Origin of the sequence: Streptomyces mobaraensis NBRC 13819 = DSM 40847 (assembly GCF_017916255.1) — a bacterium.
GTDB classification, from domain to species: domain Bacteria; phylum Actinomycetota; class Actinomycetes; order Streptomycetales; family Streptomycetaceae; genus Streptomyces; species Streptomyces mobaraensis.
On the sequence record NZ_CP072827.1, the window covers coordinates 4,842,736 to 4,866,727 of the forward strand.

The following is a 23,992-nucleotide window of genomic DNA, read 5'->3' on the forward strand; positions in this document are numbered from 1 at the left end:
CCTTGTGTGCGGTCGACTGCGGCCGGACGCGAGCCGGGGGCGGCCGAAGCCGCCCCCGGTGCCGGTGGGAGCCGGTCGTCAGTTGCAGTTCCAACAGCGGCTGAAGTGGCCGCCCCAGCTGTTGCAGGTGCTGGTGCTGGTGGCGTACCGGGTGACGGTGAAGTCCGTCTCCGGGACGTTGACATCGAAGTCGAGGTCGGTGACGTCCAGGTAATCCTGGGCGGCGTCGATGGAGTCCATGTTCGGCATAGAAATCTCCTGACGAGTCGTCGCGCGGCCGAGGCCCCGCGAGTCGAAATGTGAGTTCGACGAACTGCCGGTGACCTTAGACATGGGAAATGGTGGCGATCAAGAGATGGCCGGGAATCGTTTCCGGAAACCGGTGTCCGCCTTGTCGTGGCCGTCGTGTATTCGCGTGCGATGTCCCGTGCGATGTGCCACGCAAAGCTCCCGGTGGAGTGCGCAGGGTTATGGCGCGAGGGGGGTGGACCGGTAAAGAGGTGGAAAACAGAACCGGAGCATCCGGGTCCCGGGAATGAGTGTGTCAAGTTCATGCCGCGCACCCCGTGGCGGTGCGCTTTCCGGGCGGGATTCCGGCGGGCGGGGGCCGTCGGCGGTCCCTCCGCTCCGCCCGACGCGTCCCGGGCCCGCCGCCCCGCCGATCCCGCATCCGGGCGGTTTCTCCCCGCCGAGGCGCGCGTTCGGCGCCTGTGGGAGTGCACCAAGTGATCCGATTGGTGATATTTGTCCCTGCGTCGGCGTCCGTCGTGCCCGGCCCCGACCGGTTTCCCGGCATCCGAGGAGGCAGTCCATGCGAGGAGGCGTACGGAGCCGGGCCGGGGCGGCCCTGTGCGTCGTCGGGCTCGTCGCGACGGCCGCCGCCGGGTGCGGGGGCGGGGTGGACCAGCGGGCGGTGGGGGTGGTGCGGGCGTCGTGGGGAGATCCGCAGAACGCGCTGGAGCCGGCCAACACCAACGAGGTGCAGGGCGGGAAGGTGCTGGACCTGATTTTCCGGGGGCTCAAGCGGTACGACCCCAGGACCGGCGCCGCCGAGAACATGCTGGCCGAGAAGATCGAGTCGGACGACGCCCAGAATTTCACCGTCCATCTCAAGGACGGCTGGGCGTTCAGCAACGGGGAGAAGGTCACCGCGCAGTCCTTCGTGGACGCGTGGAATTACGCGGCGCTGGTGGACAACCGGCAGAAGAACGCCGCTTTCTTCGCCTACGTCGACGGTTACGAGAAAGTGCATCCCGTTCGCGGGGAAGCGACCGCGAAAACGCTTTCCGGGCTCGCGGTGAAAGACCCCAGGACGTTCACCGTCAAGCTCCGCACCAAGTTCTCCACCTGGCCCGACACCCTCGGCTACCCGGCTTTCGCCCCGCTGCCCCGGGCCTTCTTCGAGGACCACGAGAGGTGGCTGCGGAAGCCCGTCGGCAACGGTCCGTACGCCATCGACGCGTACACCCGGGGGTCCGTCATGCGGCTCAGCCGGTGGGACGGCTACCCGGGCCCGGACAAGGCCGAGAACACCGGTGTGGAACTGCGCGTCTACACCGACAACAACACCGCCTACACCGACCTCCAGGCCGGCAACATCGACCTCGTCGACGACATTCCCAGCACCCAGCTGAGAAACGTCAGGAAGGACCTCGGAAACCGCTACATCAACCAGCCGGCCGGCATCATCCAGACGCTCGTCTTCCCGCTGTACGACGAGCGGTGGTCGAAGCCCGGGATGGAGAAGGTCCGGCGCGGGCTGTCCATGGCGATCGACCGGGAGCAGATCACCCGGCGCATCTACCGCGGCACCAGGACGCCGGCGGGCGACTGGACGTCACCCGTGCTCGGGGAGAAGGGCGGCTACCAGGCCGGGCTGTGCGGCGAGGTCTGCACCTACGACCCCGGCCGCGCCAAGCAGTTGATCCGCGAGGGCGGCGGGCTGCCCGGCGGGCGGGTCACCCTCACCTCGAACGTCGACACCGGGTCCCACCGCGTCTGGATGGACGCCGTGTGCAACAGCGTCAACAACGCCCTCGGCGACGACCACGCGTGCACCGTCAACCCCGTCGGCACCTTCGCCGACTTCCGCAACAAGATCACCCAGCAGCGGGTGACCGGCCTGTTCCGCTCCGGCTGGCAGATGGACTACCCGCTCATCCAGAACTTCCTCCAGCCCACCTACTACACCGACGCGTCGTCCAACTACGGCAAGTTCAGCGACGCCCGCTTCGACCGGCTCGTCGACGAGGCCAACGCCGAATCCGACACCGGCAAGGCGGTGGCCAAGTTCCGGGACGCCGAGCGGGTCCTCACCGCGCTGATGCCGGCGATCCCGCTCTGGTACCAGAACGGGAACGCCGGCTACACCGGCGACCTCTCCGACGTGACGCTCAACCAGTTCAGCGTGCCCGTGTACGAGCGGATCAAGGTCAAGTGATCCCCGTCTCCACCGCACCACGAGGAGGGGTCCCATGGGACGGTACGTGATCCGCCGGCTGCTCCAGATGATCCCGGTGTTCATCGGCAGCACGTTCCTCATCTTCTTCATGGTCTACGCCCTCGGCGACCCCGTCGCCGCCCTCTTCGGCGACAAGGCGCCCGACCCGGCCGTCGCCGCCCGCATCCGCGCCGAGCTCTACCTCGACCAGCCGCTGTGGAAGCAGTACCTGCACTACATGGGCCAGATCCTCACCGGGGACTTCGGCACCGCCTTCACCGGGCAGCCCGTCCTGGAGCTGATGGGCGACGCCTTCCCGGTGACCCTGCGGCTGACGATCGTCGCCGTGGCCTTCGAGGTCGTCGTCGGCATCGTCCTCGGCGTCGTCAGCGGGCTGCGGCGCGGCCGGGCCGCCGACACCTCCGTGCTGATGGTGACCCTGATCGTCGTCTCGATCCCCACCTTCGTCAGCGGCTACCTCCTCCAGTACCTCTTCGGCGTGAAGTGGGCCGTCGTCTCCCCGTCCGTCCCGCCCGAGGCGACCTTCGCCGAACTGCTGCTGCCCGGCGCCGTCCTGGGCCTGGTGTCGCTTGCCTACGTCACCCGGCTGACCCGCACCTCGCTCGCCGAGAACGCCCGCGCGGACTACATCCGCACCGCCGTCGCCAAGGGCCTCCCGCGCCACCGCATCGTCGTCCGGCACCTGCTGCGCAACTCGCTGATCCCCGTGATCACCTTCATCGGCGCGGACATCGGCGCGCTGATGGGCGGCGCCATCGTCACCGAGCGGATCTTCAACATCCACGGCGTCGGCTACCAGCTCTACCAGGGCATCCTCCGGCAGAACTCGCCGACCGTGGTCGGCTTCGTGACCGTCCTCGTCCTCGTCTTCCTCCTCGCCAACCTGATCGTCGACCTCCTCTACGCCGTGCTCGACCCGAGGATCCGCCATGTCTGAGCCCCCGTTCCCGCAGCCGCCGGAGGGAGCGGTTCCCGTCGGTGCCGTCAGCCCCGGTGACGGCGGCGCCGCGCGGCTGGCCTCCCGCGAGGCGGAGAGCCTGGAGCGGCCGGCCGGGACGCCGCCCTCCGAACCGGCCCGGAAAGCGCGCGAGAAGACGCGCAGCCTGTGGTCCGACGCCTGGCACGACCTGCGCCGCAACCCCGTCTTCCTGCTCTCCGCGCTGGTCATCGCCTTCCTGCTGCTGATCGCCGTCTGGCCGGGGCTGGTGGCGAGCGGCAACCCGCTCCAGTGCGACCTCTCCAAGTCCCAGGAGGGATCCCAGCCCGGCCACCCCTTCGGCTTCGACGCCCAGGGCTGCGACGTCTTCACCCGCACCATCCACGGCGCCCGCGCCTCCATCACCGTCGGCGTCTGCGCCACCACCGGCGCCACGCTGCTCGGCAGCGTCCTCGGCGGCCTCGCCGGGTACTACGGGGGCTGGTGGGACGGGCTGCTCTCGCGGCTCGCCGACGTCTTCTTCGGCATCCCCATCATCCTCGGCGGCCTCGTCTTCCTCTCCGTCGTCACCGGCGGCTCCGTCTGGCCGGTGGTCGGCTTCATCGTCCTGCTGGGCTGGCCGCAGATCTCCCGGATCGCCCGCGGCGCGGTCGTCGCCGCCAAGCAGCACGACTACGTCCAGGCCGCCCGCGCCCTCGGCGCCGGCGACCGGCGGCTGCTGCTGCGGCACATCGCGCCCAACGCGGTGGCCCCCGTCATCGTCGTCGCCACCATCGCCCTCGGCACCTACATCGCCCTGGAGGCCACCCTGTCGTTCATCGGCGTCGGCCTCAAACCGCCCACCGTCTCCTGGGGGATCGACATCTCCAACGCCTCCAACCAGATCCGCAACGCCCCCCACATGCTGCTCTGGCCGGCCGGGTTCCTCAGCGTGACGGTGCTCGCGTTCATCATGCTCGGCGACGCGGTGCGCGACGCCCTCGACCCCAAACTGCGCTGAGGAGGCGGCCGTGAGCGACGCCCTGCTGGAAGTCCGCGACCTGCACGTCGAGTTCCGCACCCGGGACGGCGTGGCCAAGGCCGTCAACGGCGTCAGCTGCTCGGTGGACGCCGGGGAGACGCTGGCCGTGCTCGGCGAGTCGGGATCGGGCAAGTCGGTGACCGCGCAGGCCGTCATGGGCATCCTGGACTCGCCGCCCGGCCGCGTCACCGGCGGCCAGGTCCTCTTCCGCGGCCAGGACCTGCTCACCATGGGCGCCGAACACCGGCGCCGGCTGCGCGGCGACCGGCTGGCGATGATCTTCCAGGACGCCCTCTCGGCGCTCAACCCGGTGCTCACCGTGGGCGCCCAGCTCGCCGAGATGTACGAGGTCCACCAGGGCATGACCCGCAGGGACGCGCGGGCCCGCGCGGTCGCGCTGATGGACCGGGTACGGATCCCGGCGGCCAAGGACCGCGCCGGCGACTACCCGCACCAGTTCTCGGGCGGCATGCGGCAGCGCATCATGATCGCCATGGCGCTGGCGCTGGAGCCGGACCTGATCATCGCCGACGAGCCGACGACCGCGCTGGACGTGACCGTGCAGGCCCAGGTGATGGACCTCCTCGCGGAACTCCAGCGGGAGTTCACCATGGGCCTCATCCTCATCACCCACGACCTGGGCGTCGTCGCGGACGTCGCCGACCGGATCGCGGTGATGTACGCGGGACGCGTCGTCGAGAACGCCCCCGTCCGCGACCTCTACGCCGCCCCCGCCCACCCCTACACCCAGGGCCTGCTGGAGTCCGTCCCGCGCCTGGACCGCAAGGGCCGGGAGCTGCACGCGATCAAGGGCCTGCCGCCCAGCCTCGTCGACATCCCGCCCGGCTGCCCCTTCCACCCCCGCTGCCCCAGGGCCCGGGACGTCTGCCGCACCGACCGGCCGCCCCTCTTCCCCGTCGCCCCCGGCCGCAGCAGCGCCTGCCACTTCTGGCAGGAGACCCTCGACGCGGGCCGGGGAGGCTCCTGATGCGCGCGGACGGCGGGGCGGTCCTGGAGGTACGCGACCTGGTCAAGCACTACCCGCTGACCCGCGGCGTCCTCGTCCGCCGGCAGGTCGGCGCCGTTCGGGCCGTCGACGGCGTCTCCTTCGACCTGCGGCGCGGCGAGACCCTCGGCGTCGTCGGCGAGTCCGGCTGCGGCAAGTCCACCCTGGCCCGGCTGCTCGTCAACCTCGAACGGCCCACCGCCGGGCGGATCCTGTACAAGGGCGAGGACATCACCCGGCTCTCCGGGCGGGCGCTGAAGTCCGTCCGGCGCAACATCCAGATGGTGTTCCAGGACCCGTACACCTCGCTGAACCCCCGGATGACCGTCGGCGACATCATCGGCGAACCCTTCGACATCCATCCCGAGGTGGCCCCGAAGGGCGACCGGCGGCGCCGGGTACGGGAGTTGCTGGAGGTCGTCGGCCTCAGCCCCGAGCACGTCAACCGCTATCCGCACCAGTTCTCGGGCGGTCAGCGGCAGCGCATCGGCATCGCGCGGGGGCTCGCCCTGCGCCCCGAGATCATCGTCGCCGACGAGCCCGTCTCGGCGCTCGACGTCTCCGTACAGGCCCAGGTCGTCAACCTGCTGGAACGGCTCCAGGACGAGTTCGAGCTGTCGTACGTCTTCATCGCCCACGACCTGTCCGTCGTCCGGCACATCTCGGACCGGGTGGCCGTGATGTACCTGGGGCGCCTGGTGGAGGCGGGCACCGGCGCCCAGATCTACGAGCACCCCACGCACCCCTACACCCAGGCGCTGCTGTCGGCCGTACCGGTGCCCGACCCGTCCGTCCGCACCCGCCGCGACCGCATCCTGCTGATGGGCGACGTCCCCTCGCCGGCGAACCCGCCGTCCGGCTGCCGCTTCCGCACCCGCTGCTGGAAGGCGCGGCGCCGCTGCGCCGAGGTCGTGCCGCCGCTGGAGGTCCCCGAGGCGTTCCGGGAGAGCGGCGGCCCGGCGGCGCACGTCTCCGCCTGCCACTACGCGGGGGAGCGGCGGGTGGTGCCGACGGGAGACGCGGCGGACTGAGCGCGGTGTCTCGCGAACGCCCTCTCCGCCGGCCGACAAGTACGGTCCGAGGGCCGCCGACGGACGCGGCCGGGGAGGGGGGTCGGTGGAAACCGACGACGAGCTGCTGGTGCGCTCGGCAGGGGAGGCGCGGGCCTTCGAGCCGCTGGTCGGGCGGCACGCGACCGCGCTGCACGGCTACTTCGCGCGCCGGGCGCCCGGGGCGGCGGACGACCTGCTGGCGGAGGCATGGCTCCAGGCGTTCACGGCGCGGGGTACGTACGACCCGGCGCGCGGCACGGCGCGCGCCTGGCTGTTCGGGGTGGCCCGGAACGTCCTGGCGGCGCACTGGCGCGGGGAGGCCCGGCAGCGCCGGGAGGTACGGGCGGACGAGCCGAGCAGCGACCCCTGGTACGCGGTCGACCGGCGGCTGGACGCGGCGGCGGTCGCGCCGCTGATCCGCGAGACGATGGCGGAGCTGCCGCACGTGGAAAGAGAGTTGATGCTCCTCGTCGCCTGGGAGCAGCTGTCCCCGACCGAGGCCGCCGCCGTGGTCGGCATCCCGGCCGGTACGGCCCGCTCCCGGCTGCACCGGGCGCGCGCCAGGCTGCGCGCGGCCCTCGCACCCTCCGGAACGCTGCCCCTGACAGGAGACCTCACATGAGCGGGAACGGACGCAAGGACGGCACGGAGCAGGACTACCTCGACTTCACCGGCGCCGCCCGGCTGCGCGCGGCCGGGCGCGTCGAGCCGCCTCCGGCGGACGTCGTCGCGGCGGCCCTCGACGCGGTCCGGGCGGCGGCGCGCGCCGAGGAGGGCCATACGCCGGAGGGCACTCCGGCGGCGCCCGCCGCGCGCGTACCGGAAGCCTCCGGCGCCGTACCCCTCCGCGCCCGGTGGCGCCGCCGCGCGCCGGCCCTCGTCTCCGCCGCCGCGGTGGTGGCGGTCGCCGTGGGGGCGGCGGTCTGGGCCGGACCGGGGTTCGGCGGGGGCGACGGGGGGCGGGTCCGGGTGGCGAAGACGGCGACGACGCCGTCGGAGGGGCCCGGCCCGTTCTTCGAGGTGCGGACCGACGAGATGTCCAGGGGCCTGCGGGGTACCGAGGAGAGGTCCACGAAGACCGTCTGGCTGGGCCGGACGGAGGTCCGGTCCCGGTCCGGCGACGGGCCCGTCTACCAGGAGCCGCGTTCGGCGGACGGCGCGAGCCTGGCCTTCGAGGTGAACAGCAGGGAGGTCCGGTGGGACGATCTCGACAAGCTGCCCACCGACCGCGAGGCGCTGCGCGCGAAGCTCACCGCCAAGGTGCCCGGGATGGGCGACCCCTCGCCGGAGGGGCTGTTCAACGGCATCGAGGAACTGCTCGCGCGGTCGCCCGCTTCCCCGCGGCTGCGGGCCGCGCTGTACGACCTGCTGCCCGACATCCTCGGGGTGCGGACGGTGGGTGCGGTCCGCGACGCCGGCGGACGGACCGGCATGGCCTTCGATCTCACGGGCGACGACCGGCGGTCCCGCCTGGTGATCGACCCCCGGACGCACCGGGTGCTGGAGACGGTCACCTTCCTGGTGGGCGACGCTGACCCCCGGCATCCGATCTTCGGTGGTCTCAAGGACGGTGCCGTGGTCAACCGCACCACCTACCTGGTCACGCGGCCCGTCCCGGAGGCGCCGTCCGCCAAGCCGCGTCCCAGGATGACGTCTTTCCCGCTGCCGGGGTCCACGGCGGACTGAGGCTCACCTCTCCGGCGAAGCCACCGGCTCCGGGAAATGACAAGCCGACACATGCCCCTCCCCGCTCCCCTCCGCCCGGACCAGCGGCGGCTCCTCCACCGCGCACTTCTCCGCCGCCTTCCAGCAGCGGGTGCGGAAGCGGCAGCCGGAGGGCGGGGAGACCGGGGAGGGGACGTCGCCGGTGAGGCGGATGCGCTCCTGGGGAGGCGCCTCCACCGGGTCGCCCGGCCGCGGGACCTCGGGGACGGCGGAGAGCAGCGCGTGGGTGTACGGGTGCCGGGGCCGCCCGTAGATGGCGTCGCGCGGTCCCACCTCCACGATCCGCCCCAGGTACATCACCGCCACCCGCTGCGAGAAGTGCCGGACGACGGCGAGGTCGTGGGCGATGAACAGGAAGGCGATGCCCAGTTCCCGCCGCAGCGTCTTCAGCAGGTTGACGACCTGGGCCTGGATGGACACGTCCAGGGCGGACACCGGCTCGTCCGCGATGATGACCTTGGGGTCGAGAGCGAGCGCGCGGGCGATGCCGACGCGCTGCCGCTGCCCGCCGCTGAACTCGTGCGGGAAGCGGTTGTAGTGCTCGGGGTTGAGGCCGACGATGTCCAGCAGTTCGCGCACCCGGGCCTCCCGGCCGCCGGGCGGGCGGATGCCGTTGACCTCCATCGGGCCGGCGATGATCCGGCCGACCGTCTGCCGGGGGTTGAGCGACGAGTACGGGTCCTGGAAGATCATCTGGATCTGCGAGCGGACGGGCGCGAGCTGCCGGCGGCCCGCGTGGGTGATGTCCTCGCCCTGATAGGTGATCCGGCCGGCGGTCGGTTCCAGCAGCCGGGTGAGCAGCCGTCCGGTGGTGGACTTCCCGCAGCCGGACTCGCCGACCAGCCCGAAGCCCTCCCCGGCCCGGACGGCCAGGTCGACGCCGTCCACGGCCCGTACCGCGCCCACCCGGCGCCGGATGGGGAAGCCGCCCAGGACGGGGAAGTGCTTGGTCAGCCCCTCGGCGACCAGGATGTCGTCGCTCATGCCTCGCTCCTCGGGCCCGTCGGCGGATCGATGCTCCTCGGGCCCGCCGGCGGATCGATGCTGCTCGGGCCCGTCGGCGGATCGATGCTGCTCGGGCCCGTCGGCGGATCGATGTTTCCCGGACCTGCCGGTGCATCGACGCTTCCCGGGCCCGCCGCCGGATCAATGCTCTTCGGGACGGTCGGCGGATCGATGAAGAGGGGGTGCCGCCGGCCGGGCGGCAGGTGGCAGGCCGCGCCGCGGCCGGCGGGCAGCTCCGGGCGTTCGGTGGCGCAGCGGTCGCCCGGCACCTCCCCGGTCCAGGCGCAGCGCGGGTGGAACGGGCAGCCGGGCGGCGGCGCCAGCAGACTGGGCGGCGCGCCCGGTACGGGCACCAGCGGCGCGTCCGGGTCGGTGGTCAGCCGGGGCATCGAGCCCAGCAGGCCCCAGGTGTAGGGGTGGCGGGGGTCGCCCAGCACCTCGCGGACGGTGCCGCGCTCCACGGCCCGCCCCGCGTACATCACCAGCACGTCGTCGGCCGTACGGGCCACCACGCCGAGGTCGTGGGTGATGAGCACGATCGCCGAACCGGTCTCCCGCTGGAGCTCCTTGAGCAGGTCGAGGATCTGCGCCTGGACGGTGACGTCGAGGGCGGTGGTCGGTTCGTCGGCGATCAGCAGCTCGGGGTCGCAGACCAACGCCATGGCGATCATGGCGCGTTGGCGCATGCCGCCGGAGAACTGGTGCGGATAGTCGTCGACGCGCCGCGCCGCGTGCGGGATGCCGACCCGGTCCAGCATCTCGACCGCCCGCCGCCGGGCCGCCTGCCGGGAGGCGCCGGTGTGCTTGCGGTACGGCTCGGCGATCTGCCGGCCGACCGTGTAGTACGGGGAGAGAGCGGTCAGCGAGTCCTGGAAGACCATCGCCGCCTTGGCGCCGCGCAGCCGCTCCAGCACCGGCTCGGGCGCGCTCGTCACCTCCTGCCCGTCCAGCAGCACCCGCCCGGTGACCTCGGTGGTGCGCGGGTCGTGCAGGCCGAGCACGGTGAGGGCGGTGACGGACTTGCCCGAGCCGGACTCCCCGACGATGCCGAGCGTGCGCCCGCGCTCCAGGGCGAGGGAGAGCCCGTCGACGGCCTTGACGACGCCGTCCTCGGTGCGGAAGCGGACGCGCAGGTCGTGGACGGACAGGAAGGGGGAGGTGGCGGGGGGCGGCTGCGCCGCCGCGGGACCGGGGGGCGGGGCGACGTCCGTCGGGGTCATCCGGGAACTCCTTGCGGGCGGGGCGGGGCGGGGCGGGCTGGGCCGGGGCGGCGCGGGGCAGGGGCGCGGTGAGCGGGACCGGGCGGTCAGCCGAGCCGCACCCGCGGGTCGATCACCGCGTACGCCGCGTCCACGACGATGTTGGCGACGACGATCGCCGTACAGGCGACGAGCATCACGGCCATCAGCGTGGGCAGGTCGGTCTCGCTCACCGAGGAGACGGCGAGCCGGCCGAGTCCGTGCAGGCTGAAGGTGAACTCGGTGACGATCGCCCCGCCGAACAGCGACCCCAGGTCGATGCCGAAGAGGGTGACGATCGGCGTCATCGCCCCCCGCCAGGCGTAGCGGAAGAAGACCGTGCGGCGGCCGAGGCCCTTGGCGCGGGCGGTACGGACGTGGTCCTCGGCGAGCTGCTCGATCATCTGGGAGCGCGTCATCCGGCTGTAGTTGGCGATGAAGATGATCGACAGCACCAGCCAGGGAATGATCATCCCGGTGAACCACTTCACGGGGTCCTCGGTGATCGGGTAGTACGCCGGGTTGTCGAACCAGTGCAGTCCGCTGACGAACACGGCGAGCGCGACGACGCCCACGAAGTAGATCTGCAGCGAGTTGCCGATCAGCGACAGCGAGCTGAAGAACTTGTCGATCCAGGTGCCCCGGAAGGCGGCGGCGATCATGCCGATGCCGACGCCCACGACGAGGAAGACGACGGCCCCGCCCAGGGCGATCGACAGGGTGGTCGGGAAGCGGTCCACGATGGTGTCCCAGACCGGCTGCTGGTTGGAGAAGGAGTAGCCGAGGCAGGGCGCCGGGCAGTGGCCCACCGAGAAGTCGCGGCCGGTGAAGATGCCGGTCATGTAGTGCCAGTACTGGACGGGGACCGGCTCGTCCAGGCCCAGGTTCTTGTTGATGACGGCCAGCGCGTCGGGCGTGCAGTTCTTCCCGCAGGACATCAGGGCGGGCTCGGAGGGCAGCGCGAAGAAGAGGAAGAAGGTGATCGCGCTGATCAGCAGGACGATGACGATCGCGCCGAGGAACCGGCGGAGGAGGAATCTCAGCATGGCTGCGCGCTCTTCACGGGTCGCTGTCCGGCTTGGAGGGGGCGGCGCCGGTACGGGCGGGGGAGCGGACGGGTGCCCCCGCCCGTACGGCCGGTGTCACTTCACGAACACGCCGGTCGGGTCGACCGTCCCGTACACCGGGTGGTACTTGACCCCGCCGAGCCCCGAACCCCACAGCGAGAACAGCCGGTTGTAGAACGTGGGCACGCCCGGCACGTCGTCGGTGAGGATCCGGTCGGCCAGCTTCTGCCACTCGGCGCCCGCCTGCTTCACGTCCGTGATCCGCGTGATGCGGTCGATCTCCGCGTTGACCTTGGGGTCGTCGAGGTGGCCGTAGTTCTGCGCGCCGTCGGCGATCTGCCGGCCGTCGTACAGCGGCGGGACGACGGTGGAGGAGACGGGCCAGTCGGCGCCCCAGGAGGTGCGGTAGATGTCGAACTTGTTGCCCACCTCGGAGATGGAGGTCCGCCAGGTGTTGGAGTCGATCTCCTTCTTCTGCACCTTGAAACCCGCCCGTTCCAGGGCCTGGGTGACGACGACGGAGACCTTCTGCTGTACGTCCGTGTTGGCGTACGCGTAGACGATCTCCTGACCCTCCTTCCCCGCCTCCTTCAGCAGGGCCCGGGCCTTCTCCGGGTCGCCTGCGGGTTTGTCCTTCTTCCCGTAGGGGTCGGTCGGCCGGTAGCCGTCCATGGCGGGGGAGAGGTAGTTGGTGGCCACGACACCGGCCGACGCCCCGCCGTTCTGCTGGAGGATCTGCCCGTTGGGCATGGCGTACGCGAGGGCCTTGCGGACCTTGACGTCCTTGAGCCGGGTGGTGTTGAAGGAGATGTAGTCGACGTACGGCTGGACCTCCAGCAGCCGGCGCGCCTTGGTGTCCTGCTGGCCGAGGACCTTCTCGGTCATCTCGGGCGCCACGCCGTTGCTGAAGGAGAGCGCGTTCTTGTCCCCGCCCTGGTCGGCGAGGAAGCGCCGGGTGGAGTCGGCGAACTGGTGGCCGAAACCGATCTCGAACCGGTCGGCGTACTGGTGCCGGATCGGGTCGGTCTTCGGGTCCCAGTGCTCGTTCCGCACCAGGGTCAGCGACTTGCCGACCTTGTAACTGCCCACCTTGTACGGCCCGGAGGAGAAGGGCGCGTTGTCGTACTTGCGCTGCCCGTCCTTCTCCGCCTTCACCGCCCCGATGTTGGGCATGGCCGTCGCGTACGGGGTGTCCGCGTGCGGCGCCTGGAAGTGGAAGACGATCGTCTTGTCGTCGGGGGTGTCCAGGACGGACGACGGCAGGTGCTTGCCCTGGTACGGGCCGTCGGGCAGCGCCTTGCGGAAGGCGTTGCCGTCCCCGTTGAGCCACTGCGGGATGTACAGCGGCCCGTCGGTCTCGAACGGGGCGTAGAGCCGCTCGATGCCCCACCGCACGTCCTTGGACGTGATCGGGGACCCGTCCTCGAACTTCAGCCCGTCCTTGAGGGTGAACTTCCAGGTCTTGCCGCCGTCGGACGAGGTCCCGGAGTCCGTCGCGAGGTCGCCGACGACCTTCACCCGCCCCTTTTCGTCGATCTTGTACGAGGTGAGGGAGCGGTTGTAGAGCATCTGACTGGTCAGGACGTCGGAGAAGTAGATCTGGCCCGGGTCCAGGTGGTTGAAGGCGTCCCGCTGGAGGACGGTGACCGTGCCGCCCTTCTTCGCGCCCGGGAGCTCGGGGGCCGGACCGGCGGCATCGGCGGCGCTCCCGATCGAGTAGTTGGCGGAGACGGTCTTGTCCTCGCCGGGGCCCTCGCTCTTCCCGTCCCCTCCGCCGCCCCCGCCTCCTCCGCCGCTGCTGCACGCGGAGACCACCAATGCCCCGGCGGCCAGGGCCACGGCGTACGGGGCCCTGCGGTCGTGTCTCCTCATGGGTGCACCTGCCTGTCCGTGTGGTGACATTGACGTGCCGTGCCGTTGTCTTGCCTTGGACGCCCGTTCAGCGCTGGGTCCGGGGGTCGAACGCGTCCCGGACGGAGTCCCCGAGGAGGTTGAAGGCCACCACGAAGACGATCATCGCTATCCCGGGGAAGAAGATGTAGGTGATGTCGCTCTCGTAGTACTTGGCGCCGTTGGCGAACATCCGCCCCCAGTCCGGGGTGGGCTCCACGATGCCCACGCCGATGAAGGAGAGCCCCGCCTCAGCGGTGACCAGGGCGGGGAGCATCAGGGTGGACTGGACGAGGATCGGCGTCCACAGGTTGGGCAGCAGCTCGCGGGTGATGATCCGCCACGGCGACGCACCCGTCACCTTGGCCGCCTCCACGAACTCCCGCTCCCGCAGGCTCAGTACCTGCCCGCGCAGCAGCCGGGCCAACCCCATCCAGCCCAGCGCCCACAGCACCACGATCAGGGTCACCACCCGGAGGTAGGTCGGGGTCTCCTTCTCCGGGCTGACGAACAGCGCGTAGACGACCGGGGTGAACGCGACGAACGACAACTGCTGCGGAAAGGCCAGCAGCAGATCGATGAACCGGCCCAGGAAGTAGTCCGTCCGCCCGCCGACGTACCCGGCCGTCACGCCGATCAGCACCCCCGTCACCACGCACAGGACGGTGGCCGCTGCGGCGATCAGCAGCGAGGTACGGATGCCGTAGACGAGCTGCGTCAGCACGTCCCGGCCGAGCGTCGGCTCGATGCCGAACCAGAACCGGCCGGAGATCCCCCCGTTGGGGGCGATCGGGTAGCCGTACTCGTTGAGCAGACCGGTCTCGTCCAGGCCGTACGTCGCCGTCGGCGTCTTCCCGTACAGCTTCGAGATCAGCGGGGCCGCCGCCGCGACGGCGAAGAAGAACACCACGACGCAGGCGGAGACGACGCCGGCGCGGTCGCGCCGGAAGCGCAGCCACATGAGGCGGCCGGGCGAGCGGCCCGTCAGCTCCGGGGCGGGAAGCGTCAGGGTAGGACTCGTCATCGTGCGGCCCCCGCTGTGTCGTCGAGTTTCGACCCGCCGGCGTGATCGGGCTCACACGCCGGTTGGACGGGACTGTGGCAATGGGGTTACCGCGCAGTCAAGAGGGCTGCGGAGGGTGGTGCGGAATCGTGCCCCTGCCCCGCCCCTCCCCGTTTCTTCCAGGGCTGCCCCCCGGACCCCGGCATCGCGGCTTCGCCACGAGGTCCTCAATCGCCGGACGGGCTGAAATCAGCGCGTCCGGGGGGTGCGGGGGCGCCCTCCCCGCAAGAAACGGTGAATGGGGGTGCCCCCTCTGGGGGAGGGTCCGGGGCAAACCTCACCCGCCCAGCGACCGCCGCAGGAAGTCCACCTGCAACAGCAGCAGATTCTCGGCCACCCGCTCCTGCGGCGTCATGTGCGTCACCCCGGACAGCGGCAGCACCTCGTGCGGCCGCCCGTCCGCGAGCAGCGCGGACGACAGCCGCAGAGCGTGCGCGACCACCACGTTGTCGTCGGCCAGCCCGTGGATGACCATCAGCGGCCGGTGCTCGGGAGCGGCTCCCGACAACCCCCGCTCGCCCACGAGCGAGTTCCGCTCGTACACCTCCGGCCGCTCCTCCGGCAGCCCGAGGTACCGCTCGGTGTAGTGCGTGTCGTACAGCCGCCAGTCGGTGACCGGGGCGCCGGCGATGCCCGCGTGGAAGACGTCGGGGCGGCGGAGGACGGCGAGGGCGGCGAGGTAGCCGCCGTAGGACCAGCCGCGGACGGCGACCCGGCCGAGGTCGAGGGGGAAGCGGCCGGCGAGACCGTGGAGGGCGGCGACCTGGTCGTCGAGGGTGACGCCCGCGAAGTCGTCGCGGATCGCCTTCTCCCAGGCGGGGGAGGTGTGCGGGGTGCCCCGGCCGTCGGCGACGATCACCGCGAAGCCCTGGTCGGCGAACCACTGGGACGTGAGGTGCGCGTTGTGCGCGGCGACCACCCGGGGGCCATGGGGTCCCCCGTAGGGGTCCATCAGGACGGGCAGCGGGCCGTCGCCCTCCTGGTACCCGGTCGGCAGCAGCACGGCACACGGGATCCCGCGATCCCCCGACCGGGTGAACCGGGGGCGCGCGGAGAGCACGGGGGTCTCGGCGAACGACGCCACGGTGGCCACCGGCTTGCCGTCGCGCAGGACGACGGCCTCGCTGCCGGGCCGGTCCGGCACGGCCGAGACCAGGACGGTGACCGCCCCGGAGCGTACGGCGGAGTGCCGCCCGTGCCGCTCGGAGAGCCGTTCCGCGCCCCCCTCGCCGATCCGCCAGACGTGCGCCGCACCCGGCTCCGGATCGTCGGCCGCGGCCCCGGCGGACGCGCTGACCAGCACCGACTCCTCGGCGACGTCGAGCACCGCGTGGACGAACAACTCGGGCCCGGTGAGCACCCGTTCGCCGACGACCAGGGCACGCGCCCCGTCGGTGTCCGCGATCCGCACCAGCCGGCCGTCGGGCGTCCACGCGGGCACGCCGGGGAACAGATCCAGCCAATTCACCGGGTCCTCCTCGGTGAGGAGCGCACGCGTGGCGCCGGTGGCGGTGTTCACCTCCAGGACCGTCTGCGTGCGCTGGTCGCGAGCCTGCACCAGCAGCAGCGGCGGGCCGCCCGCCGACCAGTGCACCCGGGCCAGGTACGGGAAGCGGGCCCGGTCCCACGTCACGTCCCTGCGGGAGCCGTCCAGCCCCAGCAGGGCCAGCGAGACCTCCGCGTTCGGGGTGCCGGCGGCGGGGTAGGCGATCTCGGCCGGGGCCTCGGCGGGCCGCGCGGGGTCGGCGATCCACCAGCGGCGCACGGGCGACTCGTCCACCCGGGCCGCCAGCAGGGCCGTACCGTCCGGGGACCACCAGAAGCCGCGCGAGCGGTCCATCTCCTCCGCCGCGATGAACTCCGCGAGCCCCCAGGTGACGTCCGCCGACTCCGGCTCCGCCAGCGGCCGGTCCTGGCCGCCGTCCGCCTCCACCACCCGCAGCGCCCCGTCGGCGACGTACGCGACGTGCCGGCCGTCGGGCGACGGCCGCGGGTCCGCGACCGGTCCCGGCACGGGGAGTTCGACGGCACTCCCGCCCTGGAGCTCGGCGACGAAGAGCCGCCCCGACAGGGCGAAGGCCGCCAACTCGGCCGCGCCGTCCACCGCGTAGCCCACGATGCCCGCCGAGCCCTCGCGCGCCCGCTCGCGCCGCGCGCGCTCCTCGGGCGACAACTCCTCCTCCGCGCCGCCCAGCAGGGCCGCCGGATCGCCCGCCGGGTACTCCCTGCCGTCGTCGAGATCGAGCACCCACAGCACATGGGAGCGGTCGGTGCCCGAACGGGAGCGCAGGAAGACGACGCGTGAGCCGTCCGGTGCCACGGTGAACGCGCGGGGAGCGCCCAGGGTGTAGCGCTGCGTCCGGGCGTACTGGCGGGGGAACGAGAGCTGTCCGGTCATGCGGCCGAGCCTAGGGCCGGCCGGTGCCGCGCGGCGAGAAGTCACCGTGCGCCCCGGGCGCGCTCCTGTGCACCGAGTCACGAGAGCAGTGCGGATAGTTATGATCCTTCACGCGGAGGGGCGACGCCCCGCGTCCCGCCGCGTGCCCCCACGGGCCCGTGCGCGCCGTTTCGATCTGCCGTCCGTCTGCCGTCCGTTCGACCGCGTATCTGGAGGTGAACCGCTGTGGCGCTCTCGATTTCGGCGGTGGTGCTGCTGGCGATCATCGTGATCCTGCTGTGCCGGAAGTCGGGGCTGAAGGCGGGCCACGCCGCGATCTGCGTGCTGCTGGGGTTCTACCTCGCGAGCTCGACCGTCGCCCCCACCCTCCATCAGCTGACGAAGAGCGTCACCGCGATGATCGGCGGTATCAAGTTCTGACCGCTCCGACGGGTTGCCGGCCGCTCCGGCGGGTCCCGGGCGCCCGCGCGGCGCCGCGGTCGGCTGCCGCGCCGCGCCGTCCGGCTCGTAGGCTGTTCCCATGACCGACCTTCCCGGCCGCCGGCTGCTCCTGGTGCACGCGCACCCGGACGACGAATCGATCAACAACGGCGCGACCATGGCCAAGTACGCGGCCGAGGGTGCCCACGTCACCCTGGTGACCTGCACCCTCGGCGAGGAGGGCGAGGTGATCCCGCCGGGCCTCGCGCACCTCGCGGCCGACCGGGAGGACGTCCTCGGCGCCCACCGCGCCGGTGAACTGGCCGCCGCGATGAAGGAGCTCGGCGTCGCCGACCACCGCTTCCTCGGCGGCCGGGGCCGCTACCGGGACTCCGGGATGATGGGCGCCCCGCAGAACGACCGGCCCGGCAGCTTCTGGAGAGCGGACGTCGACGAGGCCGCCGCTTACCTCGTCGAGGTGATCCGCGAGGTGCGTCCGCAGGTGCTGGTCACCTACGACGCGCACGGCGGCTACGGCCACCCCGACCACATCCAGGCGCACCGGGTGGCCATGCGCGCGGTGGAGCTGGCGGCGGAGCCCGCGTTCCGCCGCGACCTCGGCGAGCCGCACGAGGTGGCGAAGGTCTACTGGAACTGCGTACCGCGCTCGGTCGTCGAGGCGGGCTTCGCGCGGCTGCGCGAGGCGGGCACGGGGGACGCCCGGCCGTTCCCCGGTGTCGCCGCGCTCGACGACGTGCCGGGCGTCGTCCCGGACGACGAGGTGACGGCCGCCCCGCACACGGCTCCGTACGTCTCCGCGAAGGCGGCGGCCATGCGGGCGCACGCGACCCAGATCGTGGTGGAGGGTCGTTTCTTCGCCCTCTCCAACGGACTGGGCCAGCCGCTCCTCGCGGACGAGTACTACCGGCTCGTCCGCGGCAAGGCGGTGGCCGTCCGGGAGGACGACCTGTTCGCCGGGATCGAGGGTGCGGAAGGGGCGGATGCGGCGTGCTGACCGGCACTCTGACGGCCGGGAAGGTCGTCTCCCATCTGGGCCTGCTCGTCCTCGGCTTCCTGGTCGGCGTCGCGGGCGCGCTGGTGCAAGGCGCCTGGTTCCCCGGCGGGTTGCTGCTCGCCCTGCTCGCCGTCGGCGGCCTCTGTTACGGCGGACGGGTGTTGACCGGCGGCCGGACGGGTGCCGCCGTGGGCGGCGTCGGCTGGCTGCTCGCCGTGCTGCTGCTCGCCCTCAACCGCCCCGAGGGGGACTTCCTGTTCGAGGCCGGAATCGGGGCGAACGTCTTCATGCTGGGCGGAATGGTCGTGGTTGTGATCTGCGCCACGCTGGTGCGGAATCCGCAACCGAACGGGCGCGACAGCCGACTTGGCTCGTGAGGCGACTGTTTTGTCCGGCGTTTCGCCTGACTTTTCCTTGATGTCGCCCGCCCCCGTGCGGGCCGCGACGGCGCGTATCGCCGGTGGGCGGCCTGGGTATCCGGCGCTCGTCAAGTGCGCGCCCGCGGTGCCCAGTATGGTGGTGGCGCCGCCGAGCCCCCCTGACCTTGGGCATGGGCGACCCCGGAGAGGTCGGAGGGCGGCGGAGAATAACCGGGAGAACCTGCTTTGAGCCGAGAATCTGACAGTCCGTCCTCCGGTCCCCAGGGCCGCGGTGGCGCCGCGTATCCGTCGGGGACTCAGCCCTACGGGTCCGCGGGCGACGGCGGGCCGGCCACCGGACGCAAGCCGGACGCGCCGAAGACCGAGACCACGCTGACCACGCGGATCCGTATCAACATCCCGGGTTCGCGTCCCATCCCGCCGGTGGTCATGCGCACGCCCGTGGGCGACGAGGCGCAGGCCGGCGAGACCGCCGAGGCGTCCGAGGCCGCGCGGGGCGCCGCGCGGCAGCGCGAGGCGGACGAGCGTCCGCAGGCCGCCGCGTCCGCCCGGCGGCCCGAGCCGCCCACCGCCGCCCCGGCCCCCGAGCCGGAGCGCCCGGCCGAGAAGACCAGCGACTGGTTCGCGCCCCGCAAGCCGGCCGGCGGTTCCACGCCGCCCGGCGGCTCCCCCGCGGCCGGCGCCAACGGCCTGCCCCGCCGCAACCCGGCGCCGCGTGGCGCGGTGCCCGGTACGGGTGCCGACGCCGGTACGGGCGCGGTGCCCGGCATACCGCGCGACCTCGCCGGCGGCGGTGCCGCCCCGCACCCGCCGCTGCCCGGCGACCCGTCGACGACGGGTGCCGTGCCGCGCGCGGGCGCCCCGGGCGCGCCCGGCGTCCACGGCGGGCAGGGCGGACGGAACGGCCGGCCCGGCCAGAACGGCCAGAACGGCCAGGCCGGCCAGGGCGGTCAGGGCGGTCAGGGCGGTCAGGGCGGTCAGGGCGGTAGCCCGTGGCCCGGCGGCCCCGGCACGTCCGGCGACCCCTTCGGTGGCGCCCCGTCCCCGTACCCGCAGGGCCGGCAGTCGCAGCAGCCCCAGCAGTCGCACCCGACGCAGCAGATGCAGCAGATGCCCGGGGGCGGCAACGCCTCCTGGCCGGGTGACCCCGCGACGACCGGTGCCGGGCCCGTCCCCGGCGACCCGTTCGCGAGTCCGGCGCAGGCCCAGGGGGCGCACCCGGGCATGGGCGGCGGCCACCAGGCCCAGGGGGGCCTCCCCGGTCAGGCGTACGGCCAGGGCCCCGGCCAGGGCGGCGCGCCGTGGCCCGGCGGCCCGGAGACCACGGGTGCCATGCCCGTACCCGGCGACCCGTCCGTCACCGGCGCCACGCCGCTGCCCAACGACCCCTTCGACACCACCCCGGCCACCGGGGGAGCGCCCTGGACCGCCGACGCGCTGACCGGCAACGCCCCGTCGCGCCCCGGCGGCCCCCAGGCCCCCGGCGGTACGCCGTGGAGCGGGCCCGGCGCCGCCGCGCCGAACGGACCCGGCGCCCCGGAGACCACCCAGCAGTTCCCGGCACCGCCGTTCCCCGGCCAGGGCCAGGCCGGTCCGGGGAGCCAGGCCGGTCAGGGGCAGGGCCCCCGCCTGCCGTTCCCCGTCGGCAACCGGACGGACACCCCGCACGAGGGCTTCCCCGTGGTGCCGCCGCCCGTGGGGCAGTCCCCGGTCGTGCCGCCGCCCGGGCCCGGGTCCGCGCAGCAGCAGAAGAAGCAGAACCAGAAGCAGGGCAAGAAGAAGAAGGGCGCCAAGGGCGCTCCTCCGGCGGGTCAGCAGTTCGGCCGGCAGCCCGGCGGGCAGCACCCGGGCCCGCAGGTGCCGCCGCCCGGCGTCCCGGGCTCCGTCCCGCCGCCGCCCGGCGCCATGCGCCCGAACCCGGCCGCGGAGACGCTGGTCAGCGGCATGCCGCCGGTCCCCGCGCCGGGCGGGCACAACGCGCCGGGCGGGCACAACGCGCCGGGCGGGCACAACGCGCCCGGTGGCCACAACGCGCCGGGCGGGCAGAACGCCCCCGGCGGCCCCAAGGCCCCCGGTGGGCAGAACGCCCCGGGCGGCCGGAAGAAGCCGGCCGGGCAGCAGTCCCAGGGCAGCGGCCCCAAGGCCCCGGCCGGGCAGCAGGCCCAGGGTGCCCCCAAGGCCCCCGGCGGCCCGAAGCCGCCGCTCGACAGCGGCGCGCCCCGCGTCGCCGTGCCCAAGCCGCCGGTCGACAGCGGTGCCCCGCGCATCGCCGTGCCGAAGCCCAAGACGGGCGCGGCGGCGGCCGGCCAGGGCGGCCCGTCGGTGCCCGGGCCCGGCGGCGGCCCCGCCGTGCCCAAGCCCGGTGGTCCGTCGGTCCCCAAGCCGCCGGGCGTGGTCCAGGGCACTCCGCCGAGCGCCCCGAAGCCCCCCGCCAAGGCCGCCGCGAAGAGTGCGCCCAAGAAGCCCAAGAAGAAGGGCCGCAACAAGCTGGTGCTGCTGGCCGGCGGCGTGGTCGTGCTCGCCGGTGTCGCCTACGGCGCCGGCCTGGTGATGAACCACTCCGACGTCCCCCAGGGCACCACCGTCCTCGGCGTCGACATCGGCGGCAGCTCCAAGGAGCAGGCCGTGCAGAAGCTCGACGCCAAGGTCGGCGACCGCGCCACCGCGCCGCTGAAGGTGACCATCGGCGACAAGAAGGTGGACCTGAAGCCGTCCGTGGCCGGGCTGTCCATCGACACCCAGGAGACCGTCCGCTCGGTCTCCGGCCGGGACTACAACCCCGTCACCGTCGTCGGCTCCCTCGTGGGCAGCGGCAAGACGGCCCGGCCGACGGTGACCGTCGACGAGGAGAAGGTCGCCGCCGCGCTCAGGACCCTCGCGGGCGAGACCGGCGGCGCCAAGGACGGAACGATCCGCTTCGTCCCCGGCAAGGCCGTCCCGGTCTACGGCAAGCCGTACCAGGGCGTGGACGTCGACAAGGGCGTCCAGGCCGTGGCCGACGCGTACCGTCAGCGCGTCGAGACCGGCAAGGACGTCCCCGTGACGCTGCCGACCACCAGCCGGCAGCCGAAGGTGTCCAACGCCGAGGTCGACCGGATGATGAAGGAGTTCGCCGAGCCGGCGATGTCCGACCGGGTCACCATCCAGACCGACCCGGCGCACCGCGTCCAGTTCGGCCCGGCCTTCTCGCTGCCGAAGATCCTCACGGTCAAGGAGGTCGGCGGCAAGCTGGTCGAGAACTACAACCTCGAAGCGATCAAGTCGCTGTACGGCAAGAGCTTCGACGGCGTGCTGATCATGCGGGGCAACGGAAGCAGGACGCCGGTCACCCCGCAGGACGTCGCCGGGGCGCTCGGCAAGGCGCTGCGCGGCAAGACGCCGGCCGAGCGGCTGGTCGTCATCAAGACGAACGTCGGCTGACACCCGGCACGTCGTCAGGGGTCCCCGTTCCGGTCACCGGCACGGGGGCCCCTTCCCATATCGCCCGTACCGCGCCTCCCCCGGGTAAGGCGGGGACATGACATCTGTCATGCCGAGCGCACGACGCCCGACACTGCCCCGCGCGCCGCCGCCCGGCCAGGATGGTCCCATGACCATCACCGCAGGGACGTTCACGGGGGACAGCCGGCGCGCGGGAGCCGTTCCCGCCGTCAGCTTCACGAACGTCAACAAGAGCTACGGCGCCGTACGGGCCGTGGCCGATCTCGATCTCCAGCTCTACCCGGGCGAGACCGTCGCCCTCCTCGGCCCCAACGGCGCCGGCAAGTCCACCACCCTGGACCTCCTCCTCGGCCTGGGCCAGCCCGACTCCGGCACGGTCGAGCTCTTCGGCACCACCCCGCAGCGCGCGCTCGAACAGGGCAAGGTCGGCGCGATGCTGCAGAGCGGCGGCCTGATGGAGGACGTCCGCGTCCGGGAGCTGGTGCGGCTCGCCTGCGACCTGCACCCGCGCGCGTACCCGGTCGACCGGGTCATGGAGCAGGCGGGCATCACCGAGATCGCGGACCGGCTGGTCAACAAGCTCTCCGGCGGCCAGGAGCAGCGGGTGCGCTTCGCACTCGCGACGGCCGGCGAGAACGACCTGATCGTCCTCGACGAGCCGACGACGGGCATGGACGTCACCTCCCGCCAGACGTTCTGGGGCGCCATGCGCCGCCAGGCAGACGAGGGCCGGGCCGTCCTCTTCGCCACCCACTACCTGGAGGAGGCCGACGCGATCGCCGACCGCGTCATCGTCCTCCACCGCGGCCGGATCCTCGCGGACGGCTCCGCGGCCGAGATCAAGGCCAAGGCCGGCGCCCGCCGGATCGTCTTCGACCTCGACGGACAGATCCCCCAGGACGCCCTGCGCTCCCTGCCGATGCTGGCCGCCCTGGAGGTCTCCGGCCGCACCGTCCGGATCCAGTCCCACGACGCCGACGCCACCGTGCACGCGCTGTACGGGCTCGGGCTCTACCCGCGCAACCTGGAGGTCGCGGGCCTCGGCCTGGAGCAGGCATTCATCGCCATCACCGACGCCGCCACCGCCGGGGAGGCGGTCTCCGCATGAACACCCTGATCCGGCTGGAAGTCTCGCGCACCCTGCGCAACAAGAAGTTCATGTTCTTCTCCGTCCTCTACCCGGCGGCGCTCTACCTGCTGATCGCGTCCGGGGCGAAGAGTGACGAGAAGCTGGGCGACACCGGGCTGACCTTCCCGGTGCTGTACATGGTCTCCATGGCCACCTTCGGCGCCATCACGGCCGTCCTGATCGGCAACGCCGAGCGCATCGCCAAGGAGCGCGAGAAGGGCTGGGTGCGCCAGCTGCGGCTGACCTCGCTGCCGGGCCGCGGCTATGTGACCGCGAAGATCGCCTCGGCCGCCGTGGTCTCCCTGCCGGGCATCCTCGTGGTGTTCGCCATCGCCGCCGCGGCCAAGGGCGTCCGCCTGGAGCCCTGGCAGTGGCTCGCCCTGACCGGTTCCATCTGGGCCGGCAGCTGCGTCTTCGCGGCGCTCGGCGTGGCCATCGGCTACCTGGCCACCGGTGACGCCGTCCGTCCCATCGTGATGATCGTCTACTTCGGCCTGGCCGCCCTCGGCGGTCTGTGGATGCCGTCCGCGACCTTCCCGCACTGGCTGCAGAAGATCGCCGAGTACGTCCCGACCCACGCCTACGCCGGTCTCGGCCAGGCCATCGAGCGCGGCGACGCGCCGGGCGCCCGGGACGTCCTGCTGCTCGTCGGCTACCTGGTGCTGTTCAGCGGCGCCGCGGCCTGGCTGTACCGCAAGGACACCCACAAGGCGTGAGCGGGCACGGACCCCCGGGCCCCCGGGG

The 23,992-nt window shown here is 72.8% G+C and carries 20 protein-coding genes; 13 read left to right on the plus strand and 7 right to left on the minus strand.

Annotation, left to right across the window (positions count from 1 at the left end; genetic code table 11):
* Positions 1-78: 78 nt before the first annotated feature.
* Positions 79-249, minus strand: a complete 171-nt coding sequence (locus J7W19_RS20935) for a hypothetical protein (RefSeq protein WP_154080448.1) — start codon at positions 247-249, stop codon at positions 79-81.
* 562 nt (positions 250-811) lie between these two features.
* Between J7W19_RS20935 and J7W19_RS20940 the strand changes: the two genes are divergently transcribed.
* The 7 genes from J7W19_RS20940 (at position 812) to J7W19_RS20970 (ending at position 8,163) form a co-directional block, all read left to right on the plus strand.
* The gene (locus J7W19_RS20940; protein ID WP_004941820.1) at positions 812-2,440 is read left to right on the plus strand and encodes a peptide ABC transporter substrate-binding protein; all 1,629 of its coding nucleotides are present in this window, start codon (positions 812-814) and stop codon (positions 2,438-2,440) included.
* Between the two features lie 34 nt (positions 2,441-2,474).
* Positions 2,475-3,398, plus strand: coding sequence for an ABC transporter permease (locus tag J7W19_RS20945; RefSeq protein WP_004941817.1), 924 nt, complete (start codon positions 2,475-2,477; stop codon positions 3,396-3,398).
* Positions 3,391-4,398: an ABC transporter permease gene (locus tag J7W19_RS20950; RefSeq protein ID WP_004941815.1), complete on the plus strand. Its 1,008-nt coding sequence runs from the start codon at positions 3,391-3,393 to the stop codon at positions 4,396-4,398. The genes J7W19_RS20945 and J7W19_RS20950 overlap by 8 nt, the downstream gene beginning before the upstream one ends.
* 10 nt (positions 4,399-4,408) lie before the next feature.
* Entirely contained in the window at positions 4,409-5,407 is a 999-nt protein-coding gene (locus J7W19_RS20955; RefSeq protein ID WP_004941811.1) for an ABC transporter ATP-binding protein, read from the plus strand.
* Positions 5,407-6,456: an ABC transporter ATP-binding protein gene (locus J7W19_RS20960; RefSeq protein ID WP_152262295.1), complete on the plus strand. Its 1,050-nt coding sequence runs from the start codon at positions 5,407-5,409 to the stop codon at positions 6,454-6,456. The genes J7W19_RS20955 and J7W19_RS20960 overlap by 1 nt, the downstream gene beginning before the upstream one ends.
* A gap of 85 nt (positions 6,457-6,541) precedes the next feature.
* Entirely contained in the window at positions 6,542-7,099 is a 558-nt protein-coding gene (locus J7W19_RS20965) for an RNA polymerase sigma factor (protein ID WP_004954496.1), read from the plus strand.
* Entirely contained in the window at positions 7,096-8,163 is a 1,068-nt protein-coding gene (locus J7W19_RS20970) for a hypothetical protein (protein WP_004954500.1), read from the plus strand. Before J7W19_RS20965 ends, J7W19_RS20970 begins: the two co-directional genes overlap by 4 nt.
* Before the next feature lie 3 nt (positions 8,164-8,166).
* On the opposite strand, the gene J7W19_RS20975 is transcribed toward J7W19_RS20970, so the two are convergent.
* From J7W19_RS20975 to J7W19_RS21000, 6 genes are all read right to left on the minus strand, one after another.
* Positions 8,167-9,186 (minus strand): ABC transporter ATP-binding protein, encoded by a 1,020-nt coding sequence (locus J7W19_RS20975; protein WP_004954504.1) that lies wholly within the window; start codon positions 9,184-9,186, stop codon positions 8,167-8,169.
* Positions 9,183-10,427, minus strand: coding sequence for an ABC transporter ATP-binding protein (locus J7W19_RS20980; RefSeq protein WP_004954507.1), 1,245 nt, complete (start codon positions 10,425-10,427; stop codon positions 9,183-9,185). Before J7W19_RS20980 ends, J7W19_RS20975 begins: the two co-directional genes overlap by 4 nt.
* A gap of 86 nt (positions 10,428-10,513) precedes the next feature.
* Positions 10,514-11,491 (minus strand): ABC transporter permease, encoded by a 978-nt coding sequence (locus J7W19_RS20985; protein ID WP_004954511.1) that lies wholly within the window; start codon positions 11,489-11,491, stop codon positions 10,514-10,516.
* A 96-nt stretch (positions 11,492-11,587) separates the two neighbouring features.
* On the minus strand, positions 11,588-13,384 hold the full coding sequence (locus J7W19_RS20990) for an ABC transporter substrate-binding protein (protein WP_004954516.1): 1,797 nt from the start codon (positions 13,382-13,384) through the stop codon (positions 11,588-11,590).
* A 67-nt stretch (positions 13,385-13,451) separates the two neighbouring features.
* Complete coding sequence (locus J7W19_RS20995) at positions 13,452-14,426, minus strand: ABC transporter permease (protein WP_004954518.1); 975 nt, start codon at positions 14,424-14,426, stop codon at positions 13,452-13,454.
* A 316-nt stretch (positions 14,427-14,742) separates the two neighbouring features.
* Positions 14,743-16,863, minus strand: a complete 2,121-nt coding sequence (locus tag J7W19_RS21000) for an alpha/beta fold hydrolase (RefSeq protein ID WP_004954521.1) — start codon at positions 16,861-16,863, stop codon at positions 14,743-14,745.
* A gap of 225 nt (positions 16,864-17,088) precedes the next feature.
* On the opposite strand from J7W19_RS21000, the gene J7W19_RS21005 reads away from it, so the two are divergent.
* The 6 genes from J7W19_RS21005 to J7W19_RS21030 all read left to right on the plus strand — a co-directional run bounded on the left by J7W19_RS21005 (position 17,089) and on the right by J7W19_RS21030 (position 23,964).
* On the plus strand, positions 17,089-17,283 hold the full coding sequence (locus J7W19_RS21005) for a hypothetical protein (protein WP_004954526.1): 195 nt from the start codon (positions 17,089-17,091) through the stop codon (positions 17,281-17,283).
* Positions 17,284-17,383: 100 nt separating this feature from the next.
* The gene (gene mshB, locus J7W19_RS21010) at positions 17,384-18,298 is read left to right on the plus strand and encodes an N-acetyl-1-D-myo-inositol-2-amino-2-deoxy-alpha-D-glucopyranoside deacetylase (protein WP_210455363.1); all 915 of its coding nucleotides are present in this window, start codon (positions 17,384-17,386) and stop codon (positions 18,296-18,298) included.
* Positions 18,292-18,675, plus strand: a complete 384-nt coding sequence (locus J7W19_RS21015) for a DUF6113 family protein (protein ID WP_004950208.1) — start codon at positions 18,292-18,294, stop codon at positions 18,673-18,675. Before mshB ends, J7W19_RS21015 begins: the two co-directional genes overlap by 7 nt.
* A gap of 228 nt (positions 18,676-18,903) precedes the next feature.
* Entirely contained in the window at positions 18,904-22,098 is a 3,195-nt protein-coding gene (locus tag J7W19_RS21020) for a peptidoglycan binding domain-containing protein (RefSeq protein WP_004950211.1), read from the plus strand.
* A gap of 169 nt (positions 22,099-22,267) precedes the next feature.
* A complete protein-coding gene (locus tag J7W19_RS21025) occupies positions 22,268-23,227 on the plus strand; it encodes an ABC transporter ATP-binding protein (RefSeq protein ID WP_004950213.1) in 960 nt (319 codons plus the stop codon).
* The gene (locus J7W19_RS21030) at positions 23,224-23,964 is read left to right on the plus strand and encodes an ABC transporter permease (RefSeq protein WP_004950215.1); all 741 of its coding nucleotides are present in this window, start codon (positions 23,224-23,226) and stop codon (positions 23,962-23,964) included. The genes J7W19_RS21025 and J7W19_RS21030 overlap by 4 nt, the downstream gene beginning before the upstream one ends.
* Positions 23,965-23,992 lie beyond the last annotated feature (28 nt).